Here is a 15,202-nt window from a genome sequence, read left to right as displayed (position 1 = left end):
AAAATTTTTTTTAAAAAAATTAAGAATTTAAAAAAGCATTCTAAATTCTTAATTTTAAATTCTACTAGCGGTATTTAATTTATAAATACTCTGCTAGAAATACCCCCCCCCTATCTCGTGTAACATAGAGCGAACGCAATTTCTACCATCTTCTTTTGCTTTATATAAATAAGCATCAGCAGCTTTTAATACTGATTCAAAATCTCTATTATCAGCATTTCTACAAGCTACACCAATACTTGTGCTACCTTTCCAAATCACTTTTTTATGTTCGTCTAATACTTCTATACCATTTACTACTGCGTGTAAAGCATTTGCAATTGCCACTGCTTCATCTAAAGAATATTTTTGTAATATTACTAAAAATTCATCACCACCTAAACGGCAAAAGTGTATGCTATCTCTATCGTTATACTTATACTTATTACATAATTCATTAGTATCAAAAAAATATTTAACAGCATTTGAAAATTGTTTTAAAACCAAATCTCCTGCATGGTGTCCATAAGTATCATTAACTTCTTTAAACTTATCTAAATCTAATTGAATAATAGCACAGGTTGGGTCTTGATATTCATTCCATATATTATTTAATACAAACATAGCCTGTCGTCTATTAAATAATCCTGTTAATTCATCTGTAATTGATTTTTTCTTATTTTCTTGAATTTGTTCTTGCAGTTGTTTTTCTTTTTTGTTAAGACTTGATTTAATATCTGCTTCAATTTCTAATAATTTCTCGTTTCTAATCTCATAAATTTTTAAAAGATTTGATAAGGTAATAGTTAGAATTTCTATATTTTTATCCATCTTTTCATTTATCATCTCAAATGCTCTTTGAGGACTATTACCAGCTTCTATAAATTTAATTTGTTTAGCTATTTTATAATCTTCTCCAACTATATGAAAAATCAGCCAATTTTTAACAAAATAAGCCAAGTTAATTGCAAGTTCTTTTTGATATACCATATCATCTTCACTATTTTGCTTTAACACTGCATCTCTCATCTTACCTAATTGTGATATACACTGCGAGTGAATATCTCTGTGGGTTTCTACATATTTTGTATATATAGCCATACTTTTCATATAATCTTCTTCATTTTTAAAATGCCAAGCAATATGACTTAAAACCACTTGAAATACAGATTCAAATTCTTTATAACCACTATTAGCTGCTTCAAATACTTGCTCTATTAATTCAAAGAACATTTTATGTTCTTCATCAACCACATCAATACCTATTTCTAATTCAGGCCCCCAGCCTTTTATATATTCTTGAATTGTTGCTTTTTTACTTTCACTACTCATATATTACTCTATTTCTTCCTGAATTTTTTGCTTTATATAACTTAGCATCAGCGTTTTTAAAGGCTTTTATTTTATCATCTTCTACCATTTCAACTCCAATACTAATAGTAACTTTTATAATTTTTTCATTAAATTTAAATATTTCTTTTTCTATATTTTCTCTTATATTATCTAATTTTGTTACACAATTTTTAAAGTCTTGATTTTTATATACGATTACAAATTCTTCTCCGCCAAATCTATAAACTTTATCTACATTAGCTTTTAATATCTTAGCTACATTTTTTAATATAAAATCACCAGCATCATGACCATAAGTATCATTAACTTTTTTAAAAAAATCTATATCACATACCGCTATTACATCATTAGCAATAAGCCTAGTTCTATCATAAGCTCTTCTATTTAAAACTTGAGTTAAAGCATCAAAAAATGCTAATTTATACCCTTCAAGAAATATAGAGATTAAAAATATTAAAGAAGCAAATTCAAAAAACCCAACATCTGTTTTTTCAAGAGTTTTAAAAAACATAAATTCAAAATAAGCTCCAATATACGCAAAAATTAATGTTTTTTCAAAAAATATAAAAAATCTTAATATCAATAAATACACTAAAAATACTAGAAAAAACACTAAACCTAAATCAGTGATAAAAGAATTTGAAAATAAAAATTTATTAGTAGAATTTAATGCAAAGCTAGTATTTTGAGATAAAAATATACCTAATACTATGTATAAAATAAAAACAAAACTAATAGGTAATAAGCATTTTATAGTATCATACTCTTTTTTTAAAGATACTAAAAGCGCAAAAGCAAAAGGCATAAACAAACTTACATAAATATGGGTTTGATAATTTGCTGAAAATAAATAAATCATTTTAGAACTTATTAATAAAATACATACCGATATTATGTTGTATTTTTTAAAGTAAAGTGCAATAATAAGTGCTAATATCTCTAAAATAAAAGTAGCACTAGGCAAAGAAATTATTAATTCACTTAAAAATGAGTTCATTGATTGTAGAGCCTTTTGTAAATTTTAAAGAAACGATTATATAAAAAAAGGATAAAAAATGGTAGAAATCAAATCTCTTACTATGAGATACCCTACGGGATTATTATTTGAAAATGTAAATTTAAGCTTAAAAAGAGGCGAAAAATATGGACTTATCGGTGCAAACGGAGCTGGAAAATCAACATTTTTAAAAATTATAGCAGGAGAACTTGAAGCAACTAGCGGAGAAGTTAGTTTTGAAAATGGCGTAAGATACGGCGTGTTAGAGCAAAATCAATTTGCGTATGAAGAATTTAGCTTAAAAGATGCAGTTTTATATGGAAACAAAAGACTTTATAATGCAGTAAAAGAAAAAGAAAATATATATGCAACTTGCACGGATTATACCGATGAAATAAATAATCGCTTAAGCGAACTTGAAATGATTTGTGCAGAAGAAGACCCAAATTATGAATACGATACTAGATGTGAAAAAATATTAAGCTCTTTAAATCTTCATAATTATGATGAACTTATGAAAAATGTTCAAACAAGTGATAAATTTAAAGTTCTAATCGCACAGGTATTATTTGCTAAACCTGATGTGTTATTTTTAGATGAGCCTACGAATAACCTTGATTTAGACGCTATTAATTGGCTAGAAAATGAACTAAAACGCCACGATGGAACAATGGTTGTAATTTCTCACGATAGATTTTTCTTAAATAGTATTTGCACAAGAATGCTTGATGTAGATTTCAAACAAATTCGTGAATTTGCAGGAAATTACGATGATTGGTATATGCAAAGCACACTTATTAAAAGACAAAAAGAAGCAAGTCTTGCTAAGAATTTAAAAGAAAAAGAAGCTTTAGAAAAATTTATAGCTCGTTTTAGCGCAAATGCTTCTAAAGCAAGACAAGCAACAAGTCGTGCAAAAAACTTAGCAAAACTTGATGTAAGCGAAATAGAGATTTCAAGTAGGCGTGACCCATCAATTTTATTTAGATGTAATAGAGAAATTGGTAATGAAGTTTTAGAGCTAAACAATATAAGTAAAGCTTATGATAAGCAACTATTTAAAAACTTAAATCTTAAAGTAAATAAAGGCGATAAAATAGCAATAATTGGAGCAAGTGGAGCCGGAAAAAGCACACTAGCAAAGATTATAATGAATGAAATTTCTCCTGATAATGGAGAGGTAAAAATGGGTGCTACAATTGAACCTAGTTACTTCCCACAAGATACCTCAAGTAAAATTTGTGAAAATTTGAAACTATATGACTATTTAATTAGCGAAAAACATAAAGATATTGATGAAATTCGCAAATGCTTAGGTAGAATGCTCTTTAGCGGAACCGATCAAGAAAAAATGGCAAAAGATTTAAGCGGTGGTGAAAAGCACAGATTGATGTTGAGTAAAATTATGCTTGAAAGGGGTAATTTTATCTTACTTGATGAGCCAAATAACCATCTTGACCTTGAAGCTATTATTTCTCTTGGTGAAGCACTTTATGAATACGATGGAGTAGCAATTTGTATAAGCCACGATAGGGAATTAATCAATTCTTATGCAAATAGAATTTGGTATTTAAACAATGGTGAGCTTATTGATTTTGTTGGCACGTATGAAGAGTTTTTATTAAAATATGGGGAGAGCAAATGACATTTAAGGTGGAGTATTCGGCAGGTTTTGGTAATTTTAGTCAAAATCATATGGGTTTTGGGCCTACTATTTATATTGAAGAAATTATTAACTATGAGAGCAATAAGGATTATTTTGATTATGTTGACTTCTTTTTAAAGTATTCAAAAAAAGATGATACATTCTTTCAAATTAAATTACTTGAAGATAGAGAATTAAGTGAAAATGAAAAATTGTCTAAGAAAAAGTATTTAATGCTAAGAGATGCGATGTGTGAATGGGCTAAAAACAACACTCAAGATGAAGAGATAGAATTAGAAAAAAATTATCATCAAGGAGATTAAAAATCTCCTTTCGCTTAATTTAAATTCTAAAAAAATAATATTAAGTTTTATACACAAAATATCTAGTAATGATTACTATGCAATATTTTTATATAAATAATTACAATAATTCAAACTTTAGCTTTATAAAATCTAAGTTGATTGTAAAATATTGCTATAAAATTATGTTTTTATATTTTAATTTTTATACTTATTTAATTGTCAATATCTAATTTTGTTTGTGATTATTCCAAAAATATACCATTGACATTTAATAATAAAACTAAAACATTTATGAATATGGTTAAAAATAATACTTAAATAATTGGCGAAAAATACAAAGTGGTACGCTAGGTAGGAGTCGAACCCACAACCTACAGATCCGAAGTCTGTTGCTCTATCCATTGAGCTACTAACGCAACAAAACTAAAATATGATTTTTTAAAAAAGTGGGGTGAGTGATGGGAATCGAACCCACGACCCTCAGGACCACAATCTGATGCTCTAACCGACTGAGCTACACTCACCATAAATGAAATAATAAAGAAGTGGTCGGGGTGAAAGGATTCGAACCTTCGGCCCCTTGGTCCCAAACCAAGTGCGCTAACCAGACTGCGCTACACCCCGAAAATGTTTTATAAGAAAGGTCGCATTATATATTAACTTTTTTAAAATGTCAAGAAAAAAATAATTTATTCACAAAATATTGCTAAAATTATACACAATGACCCCGTAACTCAGTGGTAGAGTGTTACCTTGACATGGTAAAAGTCGTTGGTTCAAGTCCAATCGGGGTCACCATATTACTTATTCTTTTTATAAAATATGTTTTAATGTTTTTTCTTGTGGAATTTAAATACTTTAAGAAATTATATAAATTTATAAGATTAATATATTTAAAAATAAACAACCGCAAAAGCAGTTGTTTAAAATAACTTGCCTAAAATAAGGCAAATTATAAATAATAAGCTATTAAAGCACCACCTACTACTAAAGGTATATTATAGAATATAAATGTAGGGATACATACATCTTTTATGTGATCACTTTGACTATCAGCATTAAGCCCAACGGTAATTCCTAAAGTTGCTTCACTAGCAGGACTACCTGTATCTCCAACTGCACCAGCACAAGCAATGATGAAAATAATACTTTCAGCACTAAAACCCAAAGCCGTGCAAATTGGCACAAATAAAGTAGCAATAATAGGAACCGTTCCAAACGAACTTCCAATTCCAAGAGTGATTAATAATCCTATACACATCATTCCAAACGCTATTATTAATTTATTAGTAGTAATACTTAAAGTAAAATCAACTATTTCTTTAATAGCTCCTGTGCTTTGTAAAACAGCTCCAAAACCACAAGCAATTAGCATAATAAATGCCACATAACCCATTAAAGAAAATCCACCCAAAAACACTTCATCAATTTTTTTATACTCAACTCCACCGCTTACACAAATAAATAAAAATCCAAGTAAAGCCGAAAGCGGTAAAGAACCAACAAGTATTTGAGTAGTTAAAGTAATTAATAAACCTATCATTACCATTAATTCTTTTTTGCCAAAACTAATATTATCTAAGTTTTCATATTTTGTTTCAAGCTCTTGATATGCTTTAGGTTTTCTATAATAAATAAATGAAGCAAGAAGACCAAAAAACATTATAAAAAACATAAGCCAAACAACACCAGCAACATCACTTTGAGTAACTTTTACTCCATTATCATTTAGCGATTGAGTAATTATATCTTGAAATATAAGACCAAATCCCACAGGTAAAGTCATATAAGGAGTTGTAAGCCCAAATGTTACCGCACAAGCTACAGCACGCCTGTCAATTTTTAGCTTATTAAATAGACTTAGCATTGGTGGGATTAAAATCGGAATAAATGCTACGTGAATTGGAATTAAATTCTGAGAAAAGCTTGAAATTATAGCTAAAGAAAATAGCAATAAAATTCTTTTATCTGACATCTTTTTACTAATAAAATTAACTAAATAAGCAGTTAAATTAGTCCTAGATACAGCAACCGCTAAAGCACCTACTAAAACATAGCTAAGTGAGGTTTGCAAATTGCCACTCATACCACTTATGAATGTATTCATAATATTTTTTAATACTACCAAAATATTATCATCAAAACTAACACTCATAAGTCCTGCTATTAGTCCAGAAACTAAAATAGCTAAAAATACATTAAATCTTAATAGACATAGTCCAAGCATTATAAAAACGCTTATTAAAACAGGGTTTGTTAACATAAATTTTCCTTTAAATTAATTTTGTTTAAATGTTTAAAATATAAAAAATAATATGATAAAAAAGTATTATGAAGTCTCAATGCCCTAAGGCATGATGGAAGAAGAAGCTTGTAAATAAATTGTTTGTTAAGACAAATGATAAAACACTCATTTAAAAACTCCTTTTGTAAAATATTTGCGTTATTCAACCTAAAATATTCTGAAATTTTCCTTAAATATTTTATTTTTTTAGAAAAAATCATTAAAATTATCTAAAATTCAATACACTAAAACCTTAAGGAGTAAATATGAAAAAATTAATAATACTTATATTTTCAATATTTGTTTATGCAAATGAAGCACAAATCGCTCTTGATTTAGCAAAAGTTAATGAATATTTATCAAAAATTAGTGCTTGTAGTAATAATGATTTTAAAGGCTGTGATGAAGCAAATAATATAAATAAAATAACTTACATAAAAGAAGCAAAAGACTATATAAACGATGAATGCAAGGCAAAAAATATGGCAGCTTGTTATACAATTTCTACTTTTAGTGATGATGATTATACGATTTTTAATGCCTTAAGACTTGCTTGTCAAAATCATTTTGAATTAGCTTGCACCAAGCTTGTATTAAATTACGAACAAAACTCAACAAAAGCACTAAAAATCATAAAAGCTCAATGCGATAACGAAAATAATCAAAACTCTTGTTATGCAACTGCTAGATATTATAAAGGATTTTTAGATAAAGAAAACGCTATTAAATACGCTCACATTGCTTGCAACAAAAATTTCTTTAATGCTTGCATATTTGAAGCAAGTGTGCATTTAGAAAATAATGACACAAAAAAAGCATTCAATCTTTTAGAGCAAACTTGCAATAAAGGCTATGAAGAAGCTTGTTTTGCTGGAGCTAATGCTTATTTAAATATGGGTAAATTTAAATTAAGTAAAAAATTCTTAGAAAAATCTTGTAATTTAGGTAATCAAATATCTTGCAAAAAACTAAGTGGTTTTTAATATATTTTGAAATTCTAAAAAAGGATAATAATGCTTGAATTTTGGCAACATTTTTATGAAAATACCAATAGAGTTGCATTTAGCATAGGAATGTTTAAAATACATTATTACGCACTTTGCTACATATTAGCATTGCTTATTGCATTATTTATAGGACAAAAATTTGCTCCACGCTTTGGCTTTAGCAAAAAAGAAATAGAAAATTATTTCGTTTGGATAGAAATAGGCATAATCTTAGGAGCTAGAATAGGATATATTTTAGTTTATAGCGATGATAAATTATATTATTTAAGCAATCCTTGGCAAATGTTTAATCCGTTTGTAAATGGCGAATTTGTAGGAATTGCTGGAATGAGCTATCACGGAGCATTAGTTGGTGCATTAATTACAACTTATCTTTATTCTAAAAAATATAAAAAAAATATGTTTAAAATACTTGATTTAGTAGCATTATCAGTGCCATTAGGGTATATATTTGGAAGAATTGGAAACTTTTTAAACCACGAACTATTTGGCAGAGCAACTGATGTAGCTTGGGGAGTTTATGTAGGAGATACTTTAAGGCACCCTAGCCAATTATATGAAGCATTCGCTGAAGGTTTAATAATTTTCATTATCATTTACATTTTTTCAAAGAGAATAAAGTTTAACGGGCAATTAATCTGTATTTATGCAATGTCGTATGGGATAGCTAGATTTATTTGTGAATTCTTTAGAGAACCTGATTTTAATTTAGGTTTTATCGCATTAAGCCTATCTATGGGTCAAATTTTGAGTTTAATTATGTTTTGCTTTGCTCTTAGTTTGTATTTTTATTTAAATAAAATTAAAGATAATCATTAACACGGGGGGGGGGTATAATCAAAATTACGATATTTTGATAATATCAAATTTCAAATCATTTTAAGGAGTAAAGTATGAAAAAACTTTTATTTTTAGGTGCAATTAGTTGCTGTTTATTAGCTGATACAAATATAAATCCAAGCGAACTACCACAAAATATTCAAGACTTTGTAAAAACTCATTTTACAAATGAAAATATAGTTAAAGCTGAAAAAGATTGGGATTCTTATGAAATCAAACTTAGCAGTGGAACTGAACTTGATTTTTCTAAATCTGGAGATATTAAAGAAATAGATGGAAAATACTCTCCAATTCCTGATAGCATTATGCAAGATGTTTTAAAACTTGCTAAAGAAAATCAAAAAAATGCGAAATTAATGGAAATTGAAAAAGAATGGAACGGATATAAACTAAAATTTAATAACAATTATAAAGTTTATATAGACAATAACGGAACTATCACAAAAACCGTGCTTGATGATTAAAAACAATAGGAATTTCAATTTGAAATTCCTAAGATTAGGAAAGATATGAAAACACTTAGAAAATTACATTCTTACATTGGAATTTATGCTTGTTGGTTACTTTTTATAATAACCTTTTTTGGAACCATTAGTTATTTTAGAAATGAAATTGATTTTTATATGCAGCCAAAGTTGCACGAAAGCAAAACTATCTTAAATAATGATATAAATGGATTAAGTAGTGCTATTAATTACGCACAAGAAAAATATAAAGATTACGATTTTATATCTATCAAAACTCCTAGTTATTATAATAATTTATATGAGATTAATTATTATAATTCTAATTCAACAAAAGGCGAAAGAAAAAGTAATATAAGCTATTTTGATGGAGAAAATATACTAAATAAAACAAGCACTTTAGGAGCTAAATTTTTAACTAGTATTCATTATAAATTATTGCCTATTAATGGTAGTTTTAAAGATTTCTTAGAAGCAATTGTTAGTATTTTTGCAGCTGGGATAATATTTTTATATATAAGTGGAATTTTGATTTGGAATAAAAAGAATTTCAATAAAATTAATGTGAAAAATGATTTAGCAAGATTATTTGATTTTCACATAGTTGCTGGACTTTTTGTAGGTTCATTTTTATTCATCTTAGCACTTAGTGGAATAGGTATAAATTACATTAAAGATATAGAAAAATTATTTACTACAACTACCACTAAACAAGCAAAAACACCAAGTAACGCAAATACAAATAGTGATAAAAGTTTTATTTTTGATACAAATTTAATTAGCAAAGCTATTAATAATTTAGAAAATACAAAAAATATAACAATTGTTTTAAATAAAAGCACAAAAGAATTTGCAATTACTTTAAATGATGATAAAAATATAATGCCATCAATTAATACAAAAAGTAATAAAAGCTATGTTTTTGATAGCGAAGCTAATGTAAAACAAACTCCAAAAGAAAGCAAACTAAGTGCATTTTCATCAATTTATGAAATATTTTTTAATATTCATAGAGTTATGTTTGCTGATTTTCAACTTTATTTTATTTTATTTTTATGTGGAATATTTACTTGCTTATTTATATACAAAGCTTTATTATTAGCTAGTAAAAAACATAAAGATAATCTACTTTATAAAGCAATTGCTTATGCAGCGTTTTATCCATCTTTAAATGCTACTGCTATTTATTTTATAGCTAATAAGCTTACTCAAAATATGCAAGTAGAACAATTTGCATTTTTAATAAGCTTTATATTAAGCATTATTCTTAGCTATATTTTTGTAAATAAAACTAAAAATCTAATGATAATTAGCTTAATTATTTTATTGGCATTATTAATATCTGATATTTGTATTAGCGGTTTTGTGTTTATAACAATGATGTTTGACTTTGTTATATTACTTATAATTTTAGGATTAATTATTAATTTAAGGAGAGCAAATGTTAATAATATTAATTAATTTAATAGGAGCAATCTGCCTTAGCATTGATTATAAAAAAGCAAGTTATATTTTATTTGCAATAGCATTTGTATGTGCCTTATATCTTGATGCAAAACTATATAATTTAATGATATTTTTTAGTTCAATTTTTGCATTTTGTATAATTACGATTTGGGCTAAACACCTATATGATTTAAATAATAAAAGCTCTAACATTCGCTAATTTTTAGCGAATGTGGTTTTGGATTAGTTTTTGCTTTATTATTTAAAATCACAAAAGGAAAAATATGAAATTTAGCCAAGATGAGATATTTTCAGCTACTGATGTAGTTCGTAATTTTTCTGCAATTTTAAAAAAAATTGAAGGAAATAAAAAAGTCTTCGTAGTAAAAAATAACAAATTCCAATGTGTTATGCTAAACCTTGCCGAATATGAAAAATTACAAAATGCTTTAGTAATTTTAGAAGCTATTTATAAGGACAAAAAAAATGGCAAGAATTAATATAAAAAATCTCGGGCTAAGTTATCTAATAAGACAAGGAAATGGAGAAAAAGTAGCTTTAATAATGCACGGCTGGGGTGCTAATAAAGAACTAATGGAGCAATTTTTCACAAAATCTTTAAGCAAACATTGTAAGCAAATGATATTTTTAGACTTTGCAGGATTTGGTGGAAGTGATGAACCAAGTTATGCTTTTAACTCTATTGATTATCTTAATTTGACAAATGAATTTATAAAAGCATTAGATATAAAAGTTGATATTTTGCTAGGTCATTCTTATGGTGGCAAAATTGCTTGTCTTATGGCTAGTAAGAATGATTATGATGCGTTGATTTTATGTGCTAGTGCTGGGTTAAAACTACCAAAAAGCCCTAAAGTAAAGCTAAAAGTCTTTCTTGCAAAATGCTTAAATAAATTAGGATTTAAAAACATAAGAAGATTTTTAGCTAGTAAAGATGGTGCTACACTAAGCCCTATTATGTATGAGACTTTTAAAAATGTAGTTGATGAAGACTATCAAAACGAAATTAGCAAAATCAACACGAAAACCTTGCTATTATGGGGAGAAAGCGACACTGCAACACCACTTAGCATAGCAAATAAAATGCAAGGTTTAATCAAAAACTCAAAACTAATTACCTTTAATGGAAATCATTTTTTCTTTATGCAAAATGATTTAACGCCTTTTATTGATGAGTTTTTTCAAAAAGCTTGAAGAATTAGAAATAATTTATTTTAAAGATTGCTACAAATCTTGCAACGGGCATTGCTGTAATGCAGATAAGCCCTTTAATGTAATAATCCCTATGCTAAAAAGCGAGTATGAATACATTAAAGATAAAACCAATCTAAGTCTAGTTGCAAGTATTGCTTACAAATTAAAATGCGAAAAAACAATCACTTTATGCTTTGTCAAATGCTCTTATAAAGGCTTATGCGCTTTTCGTCCTTTAGCTTGTAAGCTATATCCGTTTTTTGCTCTAGTTAATGATGATGGGTTGGTTTTGGATATAAATGCAATTAGTTTGTATGATTTATTTTATAAAGATTTTTCATCTCATCCTTGTCCTTTGATAAAGTATGATTTTGATAATTTAAAAGCGCAATTTTTATTAAATGTAAAGCAAATCTCAAATGAGCCAATAATAATTTTTATATTTAGAGCATTAGAGCTTTTAGTCAAATACCTTAAACTTTATTTAAAAGATTTATACCTTGATAATTGTGAAAACAAAAAAGAGATTTTGCATACAAACAATTTCTTAAATGCTTACAAAAACGAAGAATTTAAAAATGAAATAAATGAACTTTATTTAAGATTAAGCCTAAAATATAAAGATAATTTAGATAAATATTTATAAGAATTAAGAAATAAATTCTTAATTCAAATTCTTAGAAATTTTTTAAGTGATAGTTTAATCTATCAACTAATATTTGATGTTTGAATAATTCTCCTTCAAACTTTACACTCTTACACTCTAGCATTTTTAAAGATTTCGCTATCATTGAAGCAATACTATCAACTACACCAAACAAAATCGCAATATCATCAAGTCCGCCTAAACGATATATCAAAATCAATCTAAAAGACTTACTAACATCCATTAAAATAGGTTTTTTAGCTAATTTAAAATCAAGCCCACTAGCAATTCCTATTTCATATTTATTAGCTAAATCAAGAAGTTCAGTTAAGCCTAATTTAAGTCCTAAAATATTTGCCGAGCTTATTAAAATACCACTAAAAGTATTTAAAATCTCGCTATCTCCTTCAAGATTTAAGCCAAATTTTTCTTTATAATTTGCTAATAACTTAGCACCTAATTTGTTTTTATTTAATAATTCTGCGTGATTTTTACTTTCAAATTCTAAAAAAGCTGATAATTCATTATTAATATAAATCCCATCATCTCTTACAACAACCTCATCGCCCTTATTAAATCTAGCTAAATCATCATAACACCTTGCTCTTTTAGTTTGTGCGTAAGAACTAGCGAGTGATTGTTCATAAACGCCGTAATTATCCCAAAAATCTCTTTCACTACAGGCAATACAGCCATGCCCTGCTTGAACCGGCCAAGAAGTTTTAGCATTAAACTTTGTCTTAGGACAATTATTAAAAGTATATGGTCCTTTACACCCTACTTTAAACAAACAAGCGCCAGATTTAGCTGCTTCATCTCCAAATTCTTCAACAAATTCCCCACTCTCAAAAGCTATTTTTCTTTCGCACATATCGTGTAAGCATTTTGAATAAGCAAAAGCAGGACGATTATTATCATCTAATGTAGGAGCTTTATCAAAAAACGCAAAATGTAAAATACTAGCAATGATATTGCTCTCACTTGGAGGACAACCAGGAATTAATACAGCATCTTTTAAAATATCTTCAATACTAATAGAATTAGTAGGATTTGGCTTAGCTGCTTGAATACCACCATAAGATGAGCATGAACCTACAGCATAAACACAACTTGCACGATTAGTTAATTCTTTTAATTTATGTAAAGCAGAATGAGCTGGAGCCCCACTTGTATAAAACTCATTACTAGCAATAGCACCTTCAACTACTAATAAAAATGGCTCTTTAATTTCTAATAAATCTTCAGCTAAAAATCCACTAGCTGCCATATAAGTTTCGTGATAGATTAAATCTATAAAATCAAAAATCAAATCATCAAGACCAATACTCTCACTTCTAATAAAACTCTCACTACAGCCTGTGCATTCGCTAAAATGTAGCCATATTAATTTTAACTTTTTTGCATTGATTTTTTCGTAGATTTCTTTTTCATCAGCTTTCACGCCTAAAGTTTTTAATGTAGATTGAATTTGAGCTAATACATTTGCATTCATAATAATCCTTTATTTAAGCTTAAAATATCAAATTAAATGAATAATAGCGAAATAATTTTTAAAATTAGTAACTTTTCTACTCAAGTTACTAATTTAACTAGCGGTATATTTAAGATATATTTTATATTTACCCCGTTTTAACGGGGCTAAATGAGTTTAGTTTGAAATATAAATACTAACTAAACCAAACTTTAAATATTCTTAAAATTATACTTTTTTTCAAATTTTAATAAATTTTTATAAGTCTTAGTTAAAAATATATCTTAAAAAAACATAGACTTTAAATACTTAGTTAGACCTAAATTCTCTAACATTATTATAAGTATTACAATAGGACAAATAAATCTTATAAACAATAACCATATTTTAAATCCAAACTCACCCATATAAGGAATAAATAAGTTTTTAAGTTTATTCACTTCTACGAAAAATCCTACGAAAATACAAGTAATAATCGCTGATAATGGCATTAAAATATTAGAAGTTAAATAATCTAATATATCAAATATACTTTTATCAAAAAATGTAAAAATTGAAGAATATTCATTATTAAAACCTAATATGCAAAATATCCCCATAATATAAACAAAAATACCTATATAAATTAGAGCAAGTTTTCTTGAAATTCCAAATTTATTTATTAAATAAAAAGCAAAAGGTTCAATCATTGAAACAGCACTAGTAAGCCCAGCAAAGAGTAATGCTATAAAAAATGCAATCGCAAGTATATTTCCAATAATTCCAAGATTTGAAAATAAACTCATAAGGCTTACAAATATAAGTCCTGGCCCTTGCTCGCTTGCATTTGCTCCATATTCAAAAACAAAAGTAAATACAATAAGCCCCATCATAATACCAACTAAAATATTTATAAAAATAATTGATAAAGTTGATTTAATTACATTTATATTTTCTGGCAAACTAGCAGCGTAAGTTAAAACTACGCAAACACCCATAGAAAGACTAAAAAAGCTTAGCCCTAAAGCGTCTAAAATTAATTTTATATTAAGTTTATCTTCAACAAATAAAACAGAAAAATCAGGCTTAAACAAAAAGCTAAACGCCTTAACAAATCCATCAAAAGTAAAACTATATAAAAGCATTAAAATTAATAATATAAACAAACTTGGCATCATCCATACATTCATTTTTTCAATGCCACTTTTAATTCCTTTACTAACAACCCAAAAAATCATAAAAAACACTATGCTAAAGCAAATAATTTGAGATAATAAGTCTTTTGTCAATAAATTACCAAATAAATCTCCAGCTTCGCTAACAGAATTTGGTAAAGCAAAAAAACTAGAATAAATGTATTTTAAAATCCAGCCTATTACAACGCTATAAAAACAAACTATTAAAATAGCTCCTATCATAAAAAATCCTGCAAATCCCCAAGCTTTTTTATTAGATTTTGCTAAATCGCTAAAAGCATTCACAGCGTCTTTTTGAGTAATTTTACCAATACTAAGCTCTCCTAAAAAAACCATAAAAGCTACTAAAAATGTTAAAACTAAATAAAGCAATAT

Annotated in this window: 15 protein-coding genes and 4 tRNA genes; 11 read left to right on the top strand and 8 right to left on the bottom strand. The window is 27.2% G+C overall.

Annotated features, from left to right (window positions below; all coding sequences use genetic code 11):
* Positions 1–93: 93 nt before the first annotated feature.
* Together AVBRAN9333_RS08955 and AVBRAN9333_RS08950 are read right to left on the bottom strand one after the other, a co-directional pair.
* A complete protein-coding gene (locus AVBRAN9333_RS08955; RefSeq protein WP_214117412.1) occupies positions 94–1,311 on the bottom strand; it encodes a GGDEF domain-containing protein in 1,218 nt (405 codons plus the stop codon).
* Entirely contained in the window at positions 1,304–2,329 is a 1,026-nt protein-coding gene (locus tag AVBRAN9333_RS08950) for a GGDEF domain-containing protein (protein WP_214120258.1), read from the bottom strand. The genes AVBRAN9333_RS08955 and AVBRAN9333_RS08950 overlap by 8 nt, the downstream gene beginning before the upstream one ends.
* Before the next feature lie 58 nt (positions 2,330–2,387).
* Between AVBRAN9333_RS08950 and AVBRAN9333_RS08945 the strand changes: the two genes are divergently transcribed.
* Both AVBRAN9333_RS08945 and AVBRAN9333_RS08940 read left to right on the top strand, forming a co-directional pair.
* Positions 2,388–3,974: an ABC-F family ATP-binding cassette domain-containing protein gene (locus tag AVBRAN9333_RS08945; RefSeq protein WP_214117414.1), complete on the top strand. Its 1,587-nt coding sequence runs from the start codon at positions 2,388–2,390 to the stop codon at positions 3,972–3,974.
* Positions 3,971–4,297 (top strand): hypothetical protein, encoded by a 327-nt coding sequence (locus tag AVBRAN9333_RS08940; protein WP_214117415.1) that lies wholly within the window; start codon positions 3,971–3,973, stop codon positions 4,295–4,297. The genes AVBRAN9333_RS08945 and AVBRAN9333_RS08940 overlap by 4 nt, the downstream gene beginning before the upstream one ends.
* A gap of 322 nt (positions 4,298–4,619) precedes the next feature.
* Here AVBRAN9333_RS08940 and AVBRAN9333_RS08935 read toward each other — a convergent pair.
* From AVBRAN9333_RS08935 to AVBRAN9333_RS08925, 3 genes are all read right to left on the bottom strand, one after another.
* Positions 4,620–4,695: transfer RNA gene (locus AVBRAN9333_RS08935), tRNA-Arg, on the bottom strand.
* A 31-nt stretch (positions 4,696–4,726) separates the two neighbouring features.
* Positions 4,727–4,803: transfer RNA gene (locus AVBRAN9333_RS08930), tRNA-His, on the bottom strand.
* 22 nt (positions 4,804–4,825) lie between these two features.
* Positions 4,826–4,903 (bottom strand) — tRNA-Pro (locus AVBRAN9333_RS08925).
* 99 nt (positions 4,904–5,002) lie between these two features.
* On the opposite strand from AVBRAN9333_RS08925, the gene AVBRAN9333_RS08920 reads away from it, so the two are divergent.
* Positions 5,003–5,077, top strand: a tRNA-Val gene (locus AVBRAN9333_RS08920).
* Between the two features lie 154 nt (positions 5,078–5,231).
* Here AVBRAN9333_RS08920 and AVBRAN9333_RS08915 read toward each other — a convergent pair.
* Entirely contained in the window at positions 5,232–6,542 is a 1,311-nt protein-coding gene (locus AVBRAN9333_RS08915) for a Na+/H+ antiporter NhaC family protein (RefSeq protein ID WP_336609868.1), read from the bottom strand.
* Positions 6,543–6,829: 287 nt separating this feature from the next.
* Here AVBRAN9333_RS08915 and AVBRAN9333_RS08910 point away from each other — a divergent pair, with 287 nt between their 5' ends.
* From AVBRAN9333_RS08910 to AVBRAN9333_RS08875, 8 genes are all read left to right on the top strand, one after another.
* Positions 6,830–7,546, top strand: coding sequence for a hypothetical protein (locus AVBRAN9333_RS08910; protein ID WP_214120257.1), 717 nt, complete (start codon positions 6,830–6,832; stop codon positions 7,544–7,546).
* A gap of 30 nt (positions 7,547–7,576) precedes the next feature.
* Entirely contained in the window at positions 7,577–8,389 is an 813-nt protein-coding gene (gene lgt, locus AVBRAN9333_RS08905) for a prolipoprotein diacylglyceryl transferase (RefSeq protein ID WP_239803340.1), read from the top strand.
* 74 nt (positions 8,390–8,463) lie between these two features.
* The gene (locus tag AVBRAN9333_RS08900; protein WP_336609867.1) at positions 8,464–8,874 is read left to right on the top strand and encodes a PepSY-like domain-containing protein; all 411 of its coding nucleotides are present in this window, start codon (positions 8,464–8,466) and stop codon (positions 8,872–8,874) included.
* 45 nt (positions 8,875–8,919) lie between these two features.
* Complete coding sequence (locus tag AVBRAN9333_RS08895) at positions 8,920–10,335, top strand: PepSY-associated TM helix domain-containing protein (protein WP_239803339.1); 1,416 nt, start codon at positions 8,920–8,922, stop codon at positions 10,333–10,335.
* Positions 10,316–10,540 (top strand): hypothetical protein, encoded by a 225-nt coding sequence (locus AVBRAN9333_RS08890; RefSeq protein WP_214117421.1) that lies wholly within the window; start codon positions 10,316–10,318, stop codon positions 10,538–10,540. Before AVBRAN9333_RS08895 ends, AVBRAN9333_RS08890 begins: the two co-directional genes overlap by 20 nt.
* Before the next feature lie 64 nt (positions 10,541–10,604).
* Positions 10,605–10,820, top strand: a complete 216-nt coding sequence (locus AVBRAN9333_RS08885; RefSeq protein ID WP_214117422.1) for a type II toxin-antitoxin system Phd/YefM family antitoxin — start codon at positions 10,605–10,607, stop codon at positions 10,818–10,820.
* Positions 10,807–11,535, top strand: a complete 729-nt coding sequence (locus tag AVBRAN9333_RS08880; protein ID WP_336609866.1) for an alpha/beta fold hydrolase — start codon at positions 10,807–10,809, stop codon at positions 11,533–11,535. The genes AVBRAN9333_RS08885 and AVBRAN9333_RS08880 overlap by 14 nt, the downstream gene beginning before the upstream one ends.
* Complete coding sequence (locus tag AVBRAN9333_RS08875; RefSeq protein WP_214117424.1) at positions 11,513–12,181, top strand: hypothetical protein; 669 nt, start codon at positions 11,513–11,515, stop codon at positions 12,179–12,181. Before AVBRAN9333_RS08880 ends, AVBRAN9333_RS08875 begins: the two co-directional genes overlap by 23 nt.
* Positions 12,182–12,212: 31 nt before the next feature.
* On the opposite strand, the gene AVBRAN9333_RS08870 is transcribed toward AVBRAN9333_RS08875, so the two are convergent.
* Together AVBRAN9333_RS08870 and AVBRAN9333_RS08865 are read right to left on the bottom strand one after the other, a co-directional pair.
* Positions 12,213–13,673 (bottom strand): hydrogenase small subunit, encoded by a 1,461-nt coding sequence (locus AVBRAN9333_RS08870; RefSeq protein ID WP_336609865.1) that lies wholly within the window; start codon positions 13,671–13,673, stop codon positions 12,213–12,215.
* A gap of 263 nt (positions 13,674–13,936) precedes the next feature.
* The coding region (locus AVBRAN9333_RS08865) for a sodium-dependent transporter (protein WP_336609864.1) at positions 13,937–15,202 on the bottom strand (1,266 nt) is incomplete at its 5' end.

Origin of the sequence: Campylobacter sp. RM9333 (assembly GCF_020137705.1) — a bacterium.
GTDB lineage: Bacteria > Campylobacterota > Campylobacteria > Campylobacterales > Campylobacteraceae > Campylobacter_E.
Note: the sequence above shows the minus strand (reverse complement) of the source record. Positions and strands in the feature narration are given on the sequence as shown.